16 protein-coding genes and 1 pseudogene are annotated in these 14,985 nt (G+C 71.2%); 9 read left to right on the forward strand and 8 right to left on the reverse strand.

The window, feature by feature from the left end:
* Positions 1 to 109 precede the first annotated feature (109 nt).
* Together BMW88_RS34415 and BMW88_RS34420 are read left to right on the forward strand one after the other, a co-directional pair.
* Positions 110 to 490 (forward strand): hypothetical protein, encoded by a 381-nt coding sequence (locus BMW88_RS34415; protein WP_089959210.1) that lies wholly within the window; start codon positions 110 to 112, stop codon positions 488 to 490.
* A 167-nt stretch (positions 491 to 657) separates the two neighbouring features.
* Entirely contained in the window at positions 658 to 1,275 is a 618-nt protein-coding gene (locus BMW88_RS34420) for a flavodoxin family protein (RefSeq protein ID WP_089959213.1), read from the forward strand.
* 136 nt (positions 1,276 to 1,411) lie between these two features.
* Here the strand turns inward: BMW88_RS34420 and BMW88_RS34425 are convergent, their stop codons facing one another.
* Positions 1,412 to 1,981 (reverse strand): TetR/AcrR family transcriptional regulator, encoded by a 570-nt coding sequence (locus BMW88_RS34425; RefSeq protein ID WP_089959216.1) that lies wholly within the window; start codon positions 1,979 to 1,981, stop codon positions 1,412 to 1,414.
* Between the two features lie 63 nt (positions 1,982 to 2,044).
* Between BMW88_RS34425 and BMW88_RS34430 the strand changes: the two genes are divergently transcribed.
* A complete protein-coding gene (locus BMW88_RS34430; protein ID WP_143116405.1) occupies positions 2,045 to 2,461 on the forward strand; it encodes a DUF3995 domain-containing protein in 417 nt (138 codons plus the stop codon).
* 18 nt (positions 2,462 to 2,479) lie between these two features.
* On the opposite strand, the gene BMW88_RS34435 is transcribed toward BMW88_RS34430, so the two are convergent.
* Positions 2,480 to 3,328: an alpha/beta hydrolase gene (locus BMW88_RS34435; protein WP_089959220.1), complete on the reverse strand. Its 849-nt coding sequence runs from the start codon at positions 3,326 to 3,328 to the stop codon at positions 2,480 to 2,482.
* An 80-nt stretch (positions 3,329 to 3,408) separates the two neighbouring features.
* Here BMW88_RS34435 and BMW88_RS34440 point away from each other — a divergent pair, with 80 nt between their 5' ends.
* Positions 3,409 to 3,990 (forward strand): TetR/AcrR family transcriptional regulator, encoded by a 582-nt coding sequence (locus tag BMW88_RS34440; protein WP_089959223.1) that lies wholly within the window; start codon positions 3,409 to 3,411, stop codon positions 3,988 to 3,990.
* A 33-nt stretch (positions 3,991 to 4,023) separates the two neighbouring features.
* Here the strand turns inward: BMW88_RS34440 and BMW88_RS34445 are convergent, their stop codons facing one another.
* The gene (locus tag BMW88_RS34445) at positions 4,024 to 5,205 is read right to left on the reverse strand and encodes a fumarylacetoacetate hydrolase family protein (protein ID WP_089959226.1); all 1,182 of its coding nucleotides are present in this window, start codon (positions 5,203 to 5,205) and stop codon (positions 4,024 to 4,026) included.
* 262 nt (positions 5,206 to 5,467) lie between these two features.
* Here BMW88_RS34445 and BMW88_RS34450 point away from each other — a divergent pair, with 262 nt between their 5' ends.
* Positions 5,468 to 7,051, forward strand: a complete 1,584-nt coding sequence (locus BMW88_RS34450) for an alpha/beta hydrolase (RefSeq protein ID WP_089959229.1) — start codon at positions 5,468 to 5,470, stop codon at positions 7,049 to 7,051.
* Between the two features lie 293 nt (positions 7,052 to 7,344).
* Here BMW88_RS34450 and BMW88_RS34455 read toward each other — a convergent pair whose 3' ends face one another.
* The gene (locus BMW88_RS34455; RefSeq protein ID WP_089959232.1) at positions 7,345 to 7,674 is read right to left on the reverse strand and encodes an NAD-dependent epimerase/dehydratase family protein; all 330 of its coding nucleotides are present in this window, start codon (positions 7,672 to 7,674) and stop codon (positions 7,345 to 7,347) included.
* Between the two features lie 435 nt (positions 7,675 to 8,109).
* Between BMW88_RS34455 and BMW88_RS34460 the strand changes: the two genes are divergently transcribed.
* Positions 8,110 to 8,907 carry an ion transporter gene (locus BMW88_RS34460; RefSeq protein WP_089959234.1) on the forward strand — a complete coding sequence of 266 codons (798 nt, stop codon included), beginning with the start codon at positions 8,110 to 8,112 and terminating at the stop codon, positions 8,905 to 8,907.
* Between the two features lie 83 nt (positions 8,908 to 8,990).
* Here the strand turns inward: BMW88_RS34460 and BMW88_RS34465 are convergent, their stop codons facing one another.
* The 3 genes and pseudogenes from BMW88_RS34465 to BMW88_RS44375 all read right to left on the reverse strand — a co-directional run.
* Positions 8,991 to 10,130, reverse strand: coding sequence for a glycosyltransferase (locus BMW88_RS34465; RefSeq protein ID WP_089959236.1), 1,140 nt, complete (start codon positions 10,128 to 10,130; stop codon positions 8,991 to 8,993).
* A 96-nt stretch (positions 10,131 to 10,226) separates the two neighbouring features.
* On the reverse strand, positions 10,227 to 10,811 hold the full coding sequence (locus tag BMW88_RS34470; RefSeq protein WP_342715304.1) for a M6 family metallopeptidase: 585 nt from the start codon (positions 10,809 to 10,811) through the stop codon (positions 10,227 to 10,229).
* A pseudogene (locus BMW88_RS44375) lies at positions 10,812 to 10,928 on the reverse strand (hypothetical protein); the annotation flags it as partial. It abuts the gene before it with no gap.
* 8 nt (positions 10,929 to 10,936) lie between these two features.
* On the opposite strand from BMW88_RS44375, the gene BMW88_RS44165 reads away from it, so the two are divergent.
* Positions 10,937 to 11,071, forward strand: coding sequence for a hypothetical protein (locus BMW88_RS44165; RefSeq protein WP_281249492.1), 135 nt, complete (start codon positions 10,937 to 10,939; stop codon positions 11,069 to 11,071).
* Positions 11,072 to 11,487: 416 nt separating this feature from the next.
* On the opposite strand, the gene BMW88_RS34475 is transcribed toward BMW88_RS44165, so the two are convergent.
* Positions 11,488 to 12,930 (reverse strand): alpha/beta hydrolase family protein, encoded by a 1,443-nt coding sequence (locus tag BMW88_RS34475; protein ID WP_245778252.1) that lies wholly within the window; start codon positions 12,928 to 12,930, stop codon positions 11,488 to 11,490.
* 211 nt (positions 12,931 to 13,141) lie between these two features.
* On the opposite strand from BMW88_RS34475, the gene BMW88_RS34480 reads away from it, so the two are divergent.
* Both BMW88_RS34480 and BMW88_RS34485 read left to right on the forward strand, forming a co-directional pair.
* Positions 13,142 to 14,248: a sensor histidine kinase gene (locus tag BMW88_RS34480; RefSeq protein ID WP_089959243.1), complete on the forward strand. Its 1,107-nt coding sequence runs from the start codon at positions 13,142 to 13,144 to the stop codon at positions 14,246 to 14,248.
* Positions 14,245 to 14,907 carry a response regulator transcription factor gene (locus BMW88_RS34485; protein WP_089959245.1) on the forward strand — a complete coding sequence of 221 codons (663 nt, stop codon included), beginning with the start codon at positions 14,245 to 14,247 and terminating at the stop codon, positions 14,905 to 14,907. The genes BMW88_RS34480 and BMW88_RS34485 overlap by 4 nt, the downstream gene beginning before the upstream one ends.
* Positions 14,908 to 14,985 lie beyond the last annotated feature (78 nt).

A 14,985-nucleotide genomic window follows, 5' to 3' on the forward strand; every position in this document is an offset into this window, starting at 1 on the left:
CGATCTTCGGGTAGAGGTGGATCGAGTCGAGGACGGAGACGGCCATCAGTTGCGTCGCCACCGACCGTGACCACCGCACCCAAGCTGTCGAGCGCGAGAGGGCACACCGATGAGCGACAAGAACAACACCGCGGACGCCGCCGTGGGCAAGGCCGGCGAGGCCGGTGCCGGTGTCGTCGCCGAGAAGGCGAGTGCGGCTCGCCAGAAGGCGACCGCGGTGGCCGGTCAGGTGAGCGAGAAGGCGACCGTCATCGCGGAACAGGTCGGCCAGAAGGCCGGCGCGGTCGCCGGTCAGGTGAGCGAGAAGGCGGGCGTCGTGGCCACGCAGGTCGGCGTGACCGCCATCGAGGCGGTCGAGGCGCTGCCCGAGCCCGTGCAGCAGCGCGTCGAGCAGGGTGTTCACCAGGCCCGCCGGCACCCCGCGGTGGTCGCGGCCGGCGCGGCGGCGGTCGTCCTGCTGCTGTGGAAGGTGTTGCGGCGAGGGCGGTGAACGCCGGACTGGGCGGCCCGCACCTGTTCTTCGCCGACGGCCACATGACACCCTCCATGAAGTTCAAACCGGACAGAGCCGACCGGCAAGTGGTCCACGATCGGGTGCGCGCCGGGGATCCCGGTGCCGCGGTGGTTCGGGCCGGGGTGAGCGGGTAGGTCCTGTGGATGGCTCCCACGACGTTGACCGCGCTCGCGCTGACCTGTTCCCTCAAGCCCTCGCCCGCGCCGTCGAGCACCGACAAGCTCGCCCGCCAGGTGCTCGACGAGCTCGCCGCGCACGGTGTGGCGGGCGAGCTGATCCGGGTCGTGGACCACGACGTGCGCCCCGGCGTGGAGAAGGACATGGGCGAGGGCGACGAGTGGCCGATGATCCGGGAGCGGGTCCTGGCCGCCGACATCCTGGTGCTGGCCACGCCCACCTGGGTGGGGCACCCGTCCAGCGTGGCCCAGCGGGTGATGGAGCGGCTGGACGCCGAACTGTCCGAAACCGACGACGAGGGCCGCCTGCTGACCTACGGCAAGGTCGCGGTGGTCGCGGTGGTCGGCAACGAGGACGGCGCGCACAAGATCATCGCGGACTGCTTCCAGGCCCTCAACGACGTCGGGTTCACCATCCCGGCCAGCGGTGGCACGTACTGGAACAACGAGGCGATGAACCCGAAGGACTACATCGAGCTGGAGCAGACCCCCGATCCGGTCGCCTCGACCAACAAGAAGCTGGCGAGCAACGCCGCGCACCTGGCGCGGCTGCTCAAGCAGGACCGGTTCCCGCCTGTCCACTGAGGAGCGACCGCGGGACCAGGCCGAAGTGCCGTCCCCGACCGGGCGTGGCAGTTGTACGAGTCGCTGTCCTGGCTCAGCACCAACACTCCGGCACTGATGGTCGCCCAGTAGCGCCACGACGCCGGCTGGAACCCTGTCACGGCTCGATCAGCCGTGGGTTGGCGAGGCTTTCCACCAGGTAGGCCAAGGCGTCCTCGTCGCCGGCGACTTCCGGCAGGGTGCCGGGCACGGCCCGGCGCAGCTGGACCCAGCCCACGTAGGTCGCGTACGCGACAGCGGCCTGGTGGCGGGCGTGGGCGGCGGGCAGCCCGATCCCGGCGTACAGATCGGTGAGGAACGCGACCCGTCGTTCGGTGACGCGCCGCAGAACCGGTGCCACCGTCGGATCATCGGCGTGCGCCACCAGTGCGGGTTCGAGCCCGCCGGCGGGATCCTCGGTGATCGCGATCTCGAACAACGACCGCAGTTTCGCCCGCGGATCGGTCAGGGCCGCGACGCGGTCGATGACCGCGAGGGTGCCCTGTTGTTCCCACCACTCCAGAGCCTCCCGCAGCAGCGCCTGCCGATCGGCGAAGTGCCAGTAGAAGCTGCCCCGTGTCACGCCGAGGCGCTGGGCGAGCGGCACCACGGCCACCGCGCCCACCCCGCCCTCGGCGAGAGCGGCGAGGGCCGCGGTGAGCCAGTCCTGCTTCGACAACCGAGCCACGTTCCGTACAGTACTGTACGGTCCATCCGTACAGGGGTGTACGGAACTGTGGAGGAGATCGTCATGGCGGCACTGGCAGTGAGCACGGCGACGGTGTTGTTCCTGGTCGGCGCGCTGCACGTGGTGTGGATGCGCTCGCCGTGGCCACTGCGTACTCGCGAGGAGTTCGCCAGCCGGGTGGTGGGAGCGCCGGTGGAGAAGCTGCCGTCCGCGCCGATGACCGGTGGGGTGGCGCTGCTGCTCGGGATGGCCGCGTACCTCGTCGTGAGCCGCGTAGGCCTGTTGCCGCTGCCCGGTCCCGGTTGGCTGGCGATCACCGGCACCGCCGGTGTTGCGGCGGTCCTGCTGCTGCGCGGTGCGGGCGGACTGGTGGTCTCGTCGAGGCACGACACCGAGTTCGCCCGGCTGGACCGGCGGTTCTACTCGCCGTTGTGCCTGATCTTGGCGGGGTGCTGCGCCACGGTCGCCGTGCTGGGGTGACCGCCGCCGGTCCGGTGGTCACAGGGCGCGGCAGGTCCTGAGGTAGCTGAGGAACGAGGCCTGCAGGCCGGTCACGTGCGTTTCGCGCAGCACCTCGCTGGTGACGGCCGCGCCGCGAGACGTGAGCCGGTGCAGGACAGTGGCCGCGTTCTTGGTGAGGTTCTGGTAGACGGGGATGTTCCCCAGGATCTCCCGGTCGTTGAACGTCAGGTGGAGTCGGGCCGGCTGGTCGCCCAGTTCCTCGAGCTGTTCGAAGATCCGGCTGCCCTCGCTGGCGACACCGGGGCTGCCCGCTCCGACGCTCTCGAAGAGCGTGGTGCCGGTGAGCCAGGCGTAGAGGCTGAAGAGTCCGCCGTACGAGTAGCCGAAAAGGCCGTGACCGCTCGTGGCCGCGCCGTAGTCGCGTTCGATCCGGGGGTGCAGCTCCGAGGTGAGGAAGCTCAGGAACGCGTCGCCGCGGGTGTCCCGCAGTTCGTCGACATAGGCGTCGGCTTGCGCACGGGTCATCGCACCCGTCTCGACTCCCATCTCCACGGCGTCGAGGAACTCCTGGGCGACGGGCTCGCCCGGTGGCACGAGGTCCCTGTTGCGCAGCCTCGCCCAGTGCTCCGCTTCCTCGCCCGCGTAGCCCACGCTGACCTGGAGGTACGGCTTGATCTTCTGCATGGGTTCCTGCTGGGTGACGATGAGCGGGGCCGTCAGGCCCACCGCCCAGTTGCCGTCGAGCACGTACACGGCGGGCGCCTGCGCCACGGCGGGGTCGTAGCCGGGCGGCGTGGTGACCCAGACGCCGTAGTCGTGCCCGCCGCTGGAACGCATCTCGAAGTAGTCGGTGTCGGCGAGGCAGCCGTGCCACATGGTGCTCATTGAAGATCCTTAGCAACGCGTCGGGCGCGGCCGACGTTTTTCCACTGGATAATCTCTTTTCCAATGGATAAACTACGGGGGTGGTCCTGTCAAGCACGGCACGCAACGGCGATGCCCGCGAGCGCCTCCTGGCGCGTCTCCTCGACGTCTTCGACGACGGCCTTCCGCCGCCGGAGACCTCACTCCGCGAGATCGCGGCGCGGACCGGGACCAGCCACGCGCTCCTGCGGTACCACTTCGGGTCGCTCGCGGGCGTCCTGGCGGCCGTGCTCGGGGCACAGCGGGCTCGCGACAACGAGGCGCTGTTCCGGGACGCCGGGCAGGGCACCTTCGCCGACCTCGTCCTGGCGATCTGGCGGGCCTACACCAGCCAGGACCAGATGTCGCGCACCCGAGGGTTCTTCCACGTCGTGGGGCTGGCCGCGTACCGCCCGGACGACTTCGGCGAGTTCATCTCGTCGCTGGACGACCTCACCGGGATGCTGGCCTCGCTGGCCGAGCGCGAAGGGCTCACCGCCGGGGAAGCGCTGACCAGGGCCACCGTCACCGTCGCCGCGATCCGCGGCCTGCTGTTGCAGGAGGTCCTGACGCCGGGGGTGTGCACGGAGGACGCGGTCGCGCTGATCCTGGGCATGCGGCCCGGTCCACGCCTGGGGGCGTGAACCGGGCCGCGCCAAGGCGGGCGGCCTCCTCGGTCACGGGCGCGTTCCCAGCAGGCCGCGGGCCGCGAGGTTCTCCATCAACGCGCTGATGCCGAACGTCCAGTCTTCCGCGTCCTCGGCCGTGTTCACGACGTTCGTCAGTGCGCCCAATCGCGGCGAGGAGATGCGGACGACATCCCCGACCTTGTGGGTGAACCCTTCGCCGGGCAGGTCCCGGTCCTCGGTCGGAGCGAACATCGTGCCGGTGAACAGCGCGAAGCCGTCGGGATAGCGGTGGTGGGCGCCGAAGGCGTGGGCCACGAGGTCCTCGAGCTCCCGGCTGATCTCGGAGACCGGGTTCACGCCGTGCAGCTCGAAACCGTCGGGGCCGGTGATGTCCAGGGCGATCTCGGTGGCTTTGGCGTCCGCCAGGGTGAACCCGTCGTCGAACAGCCGGAGGAACGGTCCGATGGCGCAGGAAGCGTTGTTGTCCTTCGCCTCGGTGAGCAGGAGAGCGCTGCGGCCCTCGAAGTCGCGCAGGTTGACGTCGTTGCCGAGCGTCGCGCTCACCGGGTTGCCGCGCGAGTCCACCACCAGGACGAGCTCGGGCTCGGGGTTGTTCCACGCCGAGCGGGCGAGAACGCCGACGTCGGCGCCCAGCCCCACCGCCGAGAGCACCGGAGCCTTGGTGAAGATCTCCGGGTCCGGGCCGATGCCGACCTCGAGGTACTGCGACCACAGGCCCTCGGCCTGCAGCACCCTCTTCACCTCCGCGGCCTCCGCCGATCCCGGCCTCAGGTGGGAGATGTGGCCCTGGACGATCGCGCCCACCTTCGCGCGCACTTCCTCGGCCCGGCTGGGATCGCCGTCGGCGCGCTCTTCGATGACCCGCTCGAGCATGCTGCGGACGAAGGTCACGCCGGCGGCCTTGAGCACCTGCAGGTCGACCGGTGCCAGGAACCGGGGGACCGCACCGGCCCGGTCCGCCGTGGCGGCCAGCACCTCCGCGAGCGGCCACGACCTGCCGCCGGGGTGGTTCCTGACGATCTCCACCGCGTCCGGCCGCTCGAGCAGGGCCGACACGGTCGACGCCGGCGGCGACAGGTCGACCACCTCTTGACCGCGGATCGTCACGACCGAAGGACCGCCGGCAGCCGGGTCGAAGACCCGCGCGACAAGTGTGGCGTCCGCCGCGTCCCGGGGGAGGACGTCGGCGGCGTCGAGTGAGACCCCCATGGAAATCCTTCCTGCTCGCACCGCGGGATCAGCCCGAACCCTCGACGAGCCGGCCCGTAGGCGGTGAGTACGGCTTCGACGGTGGCGGGGATGGCGGTCGATGTCCAGTCGCCCGCCGGAAGCGCTGTCCCTCGTGAGGACTACAGAAGAGTGTCCACACCAAGGGGATTCGTGACCCCGCGGTCTCTTCGTAGGTTTCGCTGGCGACGCCGTCAGTGCGTCGCGGCACGCCGAGACCTGGAGGGCGAGGACGTTGAAGACGATGCAACGGTCAGCGGGAGCCGGTATCCCCGGGAGGTTCGCCGGGGTGGCGGTCGCGGTGGCGCTCACCGTCGCCTCGGTGGCGGCCTGTGACGCCACGGAGGAAGCGCTGGGGGAGGACACACCACCGGCCGCCTCCGAGGCGGCCGCCATGCCGCCCATCATCTGGGGCACGTGCCCGGCGTCGGCCGAGGGCGCCAGTCGCGACCCCCGGCTCACCTGCGCGACGGTGCAGGTTCCGCTCGACCACCGCAACCCCGGTGGCGAGAAGATCGAGGTGGCCGTCTCGAAGCTGCCGGCGGCGAAGTCTGATGATCGCCGCGGTGTCCTGCTGCTGAACCCGGGCGGCCCGGCGTTGCCCGGCCTGGACACACCGGGTGTCGTGGCACCGACCCTGCCGCCGTCGGTGCTGGCGGCCTACGACCTGATCGGCTTCGACCCGCGTGGGGTCGGGCGCAGCACCCCGCAGAGCTGCCGCCTCGACGACCCGTCCCTGGCCGGTCTCTTCCCGTACCCGGCCGCGGACGGCTCCATCACCGCCAACGTCAAGCAGGCCCGCGCCCATGCCGAGCGGTGCGCGACGAACGCCGGCGAGAAGCTCAAGCACTTCACCACCGCCAACACGGCTCGCGACGTGGACCGCATCCGCGCGGCGCTCGGTGAGGAGAAGATCTCCTACTGGGGCCAGTCCTACGGCACCTACCTCGGCACCGTCTACGGGTCACTGTTCCCGGAGCGCGCCGACCGGGTGGTCCTCGAAGGCAACGTCGACCCCAGGAAGGTCTGGGCCCACGCGAAGGACAACTGGGGCAAGGCCATGTCGGAACGCTTCCCCGACGCGGCGAAGGTCGCCGCGGCGCAGCACGCCACGCTCGGCTTGGGCGGCACCGTCGACGAGGTGACCCGCGGGTACCTCGCACTCGCCGACCGCCTCGACCGCACCCCCGCGCCCGTCCCCGGCACCCAGCAGGCCCTGACGGGGTCGATGCTGCGCACCGTCACCTACAGCCTCCTGCTCGACAACAAGTCCCTCCCGGTGCTCGCGCAGTTCTGGAAGGCCGCCGCCGCGCTGGCCGACGGCAAGCTCACCGAGGCCGACGGGCAGGTGCTGCGGCAGGTGTTCGCCGCTGCGCCACCGGTTCCGGGCGTACCGGCCGACAACCAGGCCACCATGTTCCTGGCACTGACCTGCGGTGACGCGCAGTGGTCCGGCGACGTCGACGAGTACGCCCGCCGCACCGCCCAGGACCGTGCGGCTTGGCCGCTCTCGGCGGGGATGCCCGCCAACATCTGGGCGTGCGCGTTCTGGCCGAAGCCGGTCGAAGAGCCCGTCCGCGTGACGGACGAGGGACCGCGCAACACCCTGATCCTGCAGAACCGCAGGGACAACGCCACACCGTGGGAGGACGGCCTCGGGCTCCACGAGGTCCTCGGCAAGCGAGCGGCGTTCGTCGGCGCGGACAACGGCGGGCACTACGTCTACCGCCAGGGCTCCACGTGCGTGGACGAGGCGACGGTGACGTTCCTGACCACCGGCCGGCTGCCGGACAACAAGGTCGACTGCACCGACATCGCCCTGCGGTGACGGTGAGCGGCCGCGAGCCAGCCGTACTGCGTGCGACGAGCAGAGCACGCCCCGCCGTTGCGCTCCGGCGTACTGGTCGGCCTTGCCCCGGTAGCGCACACCGCGACCGGCCCCTTCCACCGGCTGCTCCTGGCTCAAGGCCTCCCACAACAGCAGCGGACCAGCTCCCGATGCCGCCGGTGGTAATCGACCACCCGGCCGGTGAGCTCACCGACGTCCTCCCTCCCCACCCCGGAGCCAGGAAACGGCACCGGCGGCGCCCGCCGTGACGGCGGGCGCCGCCGGTCAGCGCGTCACCTGCTCGCCGCGGTGGCGCCGAGCGCCCGAGCACGAGTGATCACGGGCTGGTATCCCAGCTCCGCCACCGCTTTGCCCGTGTCCAAAGTGCACTGCTGCGAGCAGAACCGGAGCAACGGCACCGGCACGTTCGCCAGCGCTGCGGGGAGGCCGAGGTCCGGTACCGACGGTTCCACGCCGTAGAGCCGGAACTGCGCCTCGAGGAACGACCTCAGCTCCACCGGCTCGCGGTCGGTGATGAAGTACGCCTCGCCGGGCCGGCCGTGCAGCCAGCCCAGGACCAGGCCTTCCACGGCGTTGTCGACGTAGGTCACGTCGGTGAGCACCCGGCTGCCCTCGATCCAGGCGAACTGGCCCTCGGGACGAGCACCGATCTGGCGATCCTGAACACCACTCTCGCCGAATCCCTCCTGAGCTGGCGCGGACGTGCTCCCGTCGAAGCTGGAGAGCGGATCTCGGAGGTCTCTGAGATCCGCTCGGCCGGTGCTGCCCGCGAGGGCGACGTGGGCCCGGGAGTCAACATCCCGGTGCCCGCAAGGGCCGGGAAGTGCCCTGAACACGGCGCGTCCGCACATCGTGGTCAGCCACCGGCCGGCCGCCCGGCAGAATGATCAAGCGCTGGATCTCCGGATTCGGTCGCGGGGCGGCGGAAGCGAGCGACCTGGGGCTGTTCGAGCACCCGGACGTGGCGCTGAGCTCCCGCCAATGCGAATCGGTGGTAGCGGCACAACGAGATGTCGCCGCGGGCAAGGAGCTGGTAGTTGTTCCCCAATGCGAGGCTGCGCGTCCTGGTCACCGACCCGTGGTTCACCAAGGTGATCACCACGCTGATCGTGATCAACGCGCTGGTGCTGGGAGCGGAGACGTCACCGGAGCTGGTCGCCTCGTTCGGTCCCGTGCTGCACGCGGTCGACCGGGTGGCACTGGTCGTGTTCGTCGTGGAGCTGATCCTCCGGTTCGGGGCGTACGGCACGAGCTTCTTCCGCGATCCGTGGAACTGGTTCGACACCGTCGTCGTCGCCATCACGCTGGTGCCCGCGGGATCGGGTGCGTTCTCGGTGATGCGGGCGCTGAGGGTCATCCGGGTGCTGCGGCTCGTGTCCGTGGTGCCCAGCATGCGGCGCGTCGTGGCGGCGTTGCTGAGCGCGTTGCCCGGCATGGCTTCCATCACCGCGCTGCTCACGCTGGTGCTGTACGTGTCGGGGATCATCGCCACGAAGCTCTTCAGCGACGTGGCGCCGAAGCACTTCGGGGACCTCGGCGACTCGCTGTTCACGCTGTTCCAGGTGATGACGGGTGATGCCTGGTCCGACGTCTCGCGGGCGGTCATGGAGCAGCAGCCCTACGCGTGGGTGTTCTTCATCGGGTTCCTCGTCGTCACGTCCTTCACGGTGCTGAACCTGTTCATCGCCGTCGCGGTGAGCGCGATGGAGAACCAGGTGGGCGAAGAGCGCGCGGAGCGCGACCGCGAGGAGATGGAAGTGACGATGGACGTCCTCGCCGAGATCCGGATGCTCCGGGCCGAGGTGCAAGCGATGCGCGAGACGACGGCCAACTGAGGCCGCGCGGGTTCGTCCTGCGACGAGGACCCGCCGGCCTGCCGTTTCGTCGGCAGGCCGGCGAAGCCGGTGACGACATCGCGTCAGCGCATGATCAGGGCGATGCTCTCGGCGACCGACGTGGCCGGTGGCATGTCCGCGATCTGGTGGGCCACCTCGGCCGCGGCAGCGCGGTACCGGGGCTCGGTCAGGGCGGCGGTGATCAGCCGCCGGACTCCGGCCGGCGTCGCTTCCCCTGGCAGCAGCCGCAACGCGGCTCCCGCCGTGACGGCCCGGTCGGCGACGGAGAACTGGTCCGCGCCCTGCGGCAGCAGGACGAGGGGGATACCGGCGGCCAACGCCGCGTAGGTGGTGCCGGCTCCGGCGTGGCTGACGACGAGGTCCACTCCGGACAGCAGTTCCGCGATCGGTGCGAACGGCTCGAAGGTGACCCGGTTCCGGTCGACGCCGAAGTCCTCCGCGGTGGCCGCGAGCCCGAGGGTCACGTGCAGGTCGACGTCGAGCGCCACGATCTCCTCGATCAGCGGTGAGAGCACCTCCACGGCCCCGTACAGCGTGCCGAAGGTCAGCAGCACCCGCGGGCGTTCCGGAGTGCTCCGGCCGGTCGTGGCGGGTACCACCGGTGCTCCGGGCACCCGATGCGCTTCGGGTCGCATCGGCAACCACCGCTCGGGCTGCTGCCAGTCGTCGGACTGCAGCGCCGGCGGGCAGATGTCGGCGGAGAACGCTGGAGCACGCTGGGACAGGCCGCGTTGCCGGTACTGGGAGGCGGCCCTCGCTCGATGTGCTTCGCGGCGTGCGGGCTCGAACTGCTGGCCCAGGGTGACGTTGCCGTAAGGCACGCCCAGCGCAGCCGCGACCATCGGTCCGACGTAGTCGCACGTGTCGCCGACGACCAGGTCCGGCCGCCACCGCCGGGCGGCGGCCAGCGTGTCGTCGAAGGCCAGGTCGACCCGGACCCCGGCGAACAGCTCCGCCTCGGTGGCGGGCGGCATCTCGCCGGGCGCGGACGGGAGGTCGACTCTCCTGGCCAGCTCCGCGGCCAGTTCGGGGATGTCGCAGCCGGCGGTGAGCACCTCGACGTCCTCGCCGGTCATGAGCTGACCGAGGGACGGCGGTCCGGCGTAGGCGACCACGTCGTCGCGGCCGCGGAGGGCGCGGGCGAGTGGCAGAGTCGGGTACAGGTGCCCGACAGCGGGCACGGTCGTGAACAGAACACGCATTGATGGGTTCCCAATGAGGTTGGCGCTGTAGCACTGCGCGCCCGGCGGGTGGCCGGGCGCGCAGTGCGGGACGTCGGGACTTGACCTGCTACCGCATCACTTGGTCTTGAACAGCTTCACCGTCATCGACGTGCCGCTCTGGCGAACGACCCGCAACCCGACGCCCACCGCGGGGAGCTTCACCCCGGCCGAGGGTTGTTCGGCGTACCAGTACTTCTCGGTGTCGTCGAAGACGGGCTGGGGACCGCCGCCCCGGATCGTGGCCGGCGTGCCGTTGAAGCTCAAGGTGAAGGAGTCCGGCTTCTGCAACGAGAACGGTGCGTCGTAGCCGCTGATGCGGGACGACCACTGCCCGCCTGCCGGGTTGTGCAGCGGCGCCGGATGGGCGTCGACCGGCAGGATCAGGCCTTCACCGGGGTGCCGGCTGGTGTTGTTGTCCGCGAAAGCGGTGTTCCACAGGGACACCACCAGGCCGTCCTGGTACGGGAAGTGCTCCACCAGGTTCGGCTTGTCCGGGAAGCTGAACCAGTACGGTCCGCTCTGGAGGTACTTCCCGTACGACTCGTAGGTGCGGTTGGACGCGATGTAGAACTGTTCGTGCGTCCGGGTTTCCTTGCCCGTCGTGGTGCGGAACCCACGGGTGGTCCAGGGCGAGGTGGTTTCGGCGCCGTCGGTCAGCACAGGTGCGCCGTCGGCGGTGACCGTGATCGAGTCGGCGAAGAAGCCCGGCGGTGCCGCGGCGCCATCGGTCCGGTAGGCGAAGCGCAGCTGGGTGTTCTGGCCGGCGTGGGAGTCCAGGGGGAACGGTGACGTCGACCCACTGGTCGTTCGACGACGAGCTGATCGCCGGAGCGTTCTCCGCGTCGCGCTGGAAGGCAGCGCCGTTCGCGGTGCCGTCGAGCTTCGTCCAGCTCCCGTCCAGGTTGGACGCTTCGACGTAGAGGTGGTCCCAGCCGGCCTCGATGTCGTAGCGGGCCTTCAAGGTGCCGCGCTTCTCCGCGGTCACCTCGCCGGTCAGCACCTGCTGCTTCAGCGCCCGGCGTTTCAGCTCCAGTTCGTGCGGCTGGTCGTCCGGACGGTGCTTCTGCTTCTGCTGCGCGGGCGCGGATGCGGCGGCCGGCGTTGCGATCGCCGGTGCCGCCGCGCTCCCGATGACAAGGGCGAGCGCCACCGCCCCCGCAAGGATTCTTCGCACGTGGTTTCCCCTCTGTGAACGGAAAACTCTACGGGCCGAAATGGTGCGAAATAATGTCTTCCGGGGTCGGCAAAGGTGTCCCTGAGAACACGCGGCCGAAGTGAGACGGTGCTCGGGCGACCGCGGCGGCGTTCATCACGTCCGCGCTGGAACAGGAACCGGTCAGCGGCCGTTGCGAGGGTGGAACACGCTGAGTTCACCGTAGGCCGGGAGAACACCCGTCAGATCACCGGTTCCGTTGCGCAGGACGGAATCCAGGAACGCGAGGGTGGCTGCGGCGACGACGCGCGGGCTCTCGGTGCGGCCCAATGAGCCGACTACCGAGGGCACCGGCGGCAGGTACAGGGGGCCGTCGGTGAAGGTGAGGTGCGCGGCGCCGGGGACGGTGAGCCGGTAGTTCGTCGCCGTGCCGCGCGTGAGCACCTCGGTGAGCCGGGGCAGGTAGCGCGGATCGGTGGCCGGGGTGATGGCCTGGGTGAGCGCGAGCGTCGGCCGGGCGAGGTCGGGCGACAGGGGACCGCGGGGGTAGCCGTCCAGATCGATGACGGCGTCGAACCGGTGGTCCTGCCTGGCCGCCTGCAGTGCGGCGGCACCACCCATGGAGTGACCGGTCGCGGCGACCCGGCCGGTGTCCAGGCGCCTGGCAAGCGGGTCCGTGCCGTCGCCGCGGTCGAGGCCCTCCAGCCGGGTCAGCACGAAGCCGAGGTCGGCGGCCCGGATCGCCGTCCAGCCGGCGGCGAGCAGGTCGTCCTCGTCCCGGTCGCCGGTGGAGACGGTCGCGGTGGTGATCGTCCGGCCGTCGGCGAGCACGACGGCGGCGGAGTCGTACGGGTGGTCGAGCGCCGCCACCACGTACCCGTGGCCGGCGAGCTGCTCCGCCCACGCGGTGTTCTGGCCGCGCACTCCGCTGGACCCCGGCGAGAACAGCACGACCGGGAACCGTCCTCCCTCATCGGCCACCGGGGCATCCGGAACCGCGTGGGAGCGGGCGTGCGGAACACCGTCCAGGAGGAAACCCGGCAGGCCGACCCCGCGGGCGAATGCTGCGGAGACGGTGCGCGCTTCGTCCTCGGTGCGTCCGAGGTACTGGGCGCGTGGTGCGTCCGCCGCGCTGTTCCGCGCGGGGTACCAGAGCTGCGCCACGACCGTGCGCCGGTCCCGCGGATCGGCGGTGAAGGTCTCGGGGCGGTCCGGGTCGGTCCACTCCAGCACGCGGGTGCCGACCGCGAAGCCGCCGGAGGGCTCAGGGAAGACGGGGACGGGAAAGGCCCACGCCGTCACGGGACCTGCGGTGATCAGGCCTGCGCAGGCCAGCGATCCCGGCAACGCCAGCCACCGGCGGACCCGCCGGGCACGGCCCCGCACCAGCGGGGAGAAGGCGAACGTCGCCGCGACGGCCGCCCCCGCCAGCACCGGCAGCAGTTGCCAGCGGATCCCCGTGGCGCAGAGCGAGATCGCGGACAGCAGGAACACCGCCCCCGCCGCGATGGTGACGCGCGGGCGGGCAGCGGCGGGCAGCCAGCGCGCCACCACCAGCGCGACGGCACTGAGCACCGTCAGGACTTCCAGCGGGGACAGGTGCAGTCCCGTGATGATCTCGGTCACCCGGCCATGTTCGGTGCCGGACCCACGCCGCCACATCGCTCCCAGGGCGCGATCTCAGTGCCGTCTCCAGTGGCAGTCGAGCACCCGGATCACCGGCCCGGCTACGACCACGGGAGGTGCCGGGACTCCTACCACGGTCGCAATCCGGCTCGCCGCCGTCAGACGGCGGGCTCATGTGCGCGGCGGGCCGTCGGCCTACCATCGCCCTGTGATGACCGAGCGGCGCTGGGCGTCCCGGCTGCCGCCGGCGGTGTGGGACGCGGTGCCGGCGGCACTGCTCCTGCTGAACGTCCTGACCATGTGGCCGCCCGCGGAGCTGCCGGTGGCCGCCGCGCTCACCGCCGCGCTCGCGCTGCCCCTGGTGTGGCGGCGCCGGGCCCCGCTCGCGGTGTTCGGCGCGGTGGCGGCCGCGGCCTTCGTGCAGTGGCTGGTGGACGTCCAACTGCCCGCGGACATCGCCCTGCTGGTGGCTCTCCACACGGTGGCCGCGAACTCGGGCAGGCGCGTCACACTCGGCGCCGTCGCCGTCGTGGAGATCGGGGCCGTTCTCGCCTGCCTGCGCTGGGCGACGGACGGCGCGTTCCTGGCCCCGTTCGCCGCGCTCACCGCGATGGTCGTCGCCGCGGCCGTCCTCGGCGTGAACGCCCGGGCCAGCCGCGCCTACCTGGAAGCCGTGCAGGAACGGGCCGTCGCCGAGGAACGGGCCAGGATCACCAGGGAGATGCACGACATCGTCACCCACAACCTGTCCGTCATGGTCGCGCTCACCGACGCGGCCGTCCACGCGCAGCACCGCTCGCCCGGCAAAGCCACCGCCGCGATGCTCCAGGTCTCCGAAACGGGCAGGCAGGCCCTGACCGACATGCGGCGCTCACTCGGCGTCCTGCGCACCGACGAACCGGACGCGGCGCGCCACCCGTTGCCCGGCATCGCGCAACTGGAGGCCCTCGCGGACCAGATGCGCGCCGCCGGCCTGCCGACCGGCCTCGACATCGTCGGCGGCTGCGCGCACGTACCCGCGACCGCGCAACTGACCGTCTACCGCCTGGTGCAGGAAGCCTTGACCAACACCCTCAAGCACACACCCACCGGCACACGCGCCGAAGTCCGGATCGAGTGCGCTGCCGAGACCGTCACAGTGGACGTCACGGACACCGGCCCGCCGACCGCCTCCGCCACCACCTCCGGCCACGGCATCACCGGCATGCGCGAGCGTTCGGCCGACTACGGGGGAACGCTGCTGGCCGGCCCGCTCCCCGGTGGCGGCTGGGGAGTGCACACCCGCCTCGTCTTCGGCGCTCCAGCGGCGTCCGCATGACGATCCGCGTCCTGATCGCCGACGACGAAGCGCTGCTGCGCATGGCGTTCAGCATGATCCTGGAGGCGCAGCCGGACCTGGCACCGGTCGGCGAAGCCGAGGACGGCGCCACCGCCCTCCGCCTCGCCACCGACCTGCGCCCCGACGTCGTCCTCATGGACGTCCGCATGCCGGGCACCGACGGCATCGAGGCGACCCGGCAGGTCGTCCGGAAGTGCCCCCACACCAAGGTGTTGGTCCTCACCACGTTCGACCTGGACGAGTACGCCTTCGCCGGGCTCAAAGCCGGCGCCTCGGGCTTCCTGCTGAAGAACACCAGGCCCGACGAACTGCTCACCGCCATCCGCACCGTGGCCGCGGGCAACGCGGTGGTCTCCCCGCGCGTCACCCGGCGCCTGCTGGAGAGGTTCCGCCCGCACCTCCCCGACGCCGTCACCACCGCCCGCGACGAGCGGCTGACCAGGCTCAGCGCCCGCGAGCGCGAGGTGCTCGTCCAGGTGGGCTCCGGCCTGTCCAACGCCGAGATCGCCGCCACCCTGCACCTCGCGGAGGCGACGGTGAAGTCGCACCTGGGCCGGATCCTGCACAAGCTCGAACTGCGCGACCGGATCCAGGCCGTGATCTTCGCCTACGAGAGCCGCCTCATCCACCCGGCGTGATGTCCGCGGTGCGCCTCACACCGCCGGCATCGAGGCCACCCGCCTGCCCCGCCTGCGGCGCGGGAGGTCGGTGACGCG

The organism is Lentzea xinjiangensis (assembly GCF_900110955.1).
Lineage (GTDB): Bacteria > Actinomycetota > Actinomycetes > Mycobacteriales > Pseudonocardiaceae > Lentzea > Lentzea xinjiangensis.